The following is a 228-nucleotide window of genomic DNA, read 5'->3' as shown; positions in this document are numbered from 1 at the left end:
TAATCAAGCTGTTTATGGTGGTGCTAGTGTGAGCGCTACTACGCTAAGCAGTGGCGGTAGCCAGACCCTCCTGAGCGGCGCTATTGTGAGTGGTCTTACGGTAAATGATGGTGGTACTCAAGCTGTTAGTAGCGGTGGTAGTGCGATTAGTGCGACCATCAGTTCTGGCGGTACTCAAGCCGTTAGTAGTGGCGGTATTGCAAGTGCTACTACGGTAAATGATGGCGG

General features: G+C 51.8%; 1 protein-coding gene. It reads left to right on the top strand.

Features of this window, described 5'->3' with window-relative positions:
* Positions 1-228: AIDA repeat-containing protein (locus ICN12_RS11040; RefSeq protein ID WP_216272512.1), on the top strand; the 228-nt coding region annotated here is incomplete at both ends.

The organism is Polynucleobacter sp. AM-25C3, from assembly GCF_018882335.1.
Lineage (GTDB): Bacteria > Pseudomonadota > Gammaproteobacteria > Burkholderiales > Burkholderiaceae > Polynucleobacter.
This window is presented reverse-complemented; position numbering and strand designations above follow the sequence as displayed.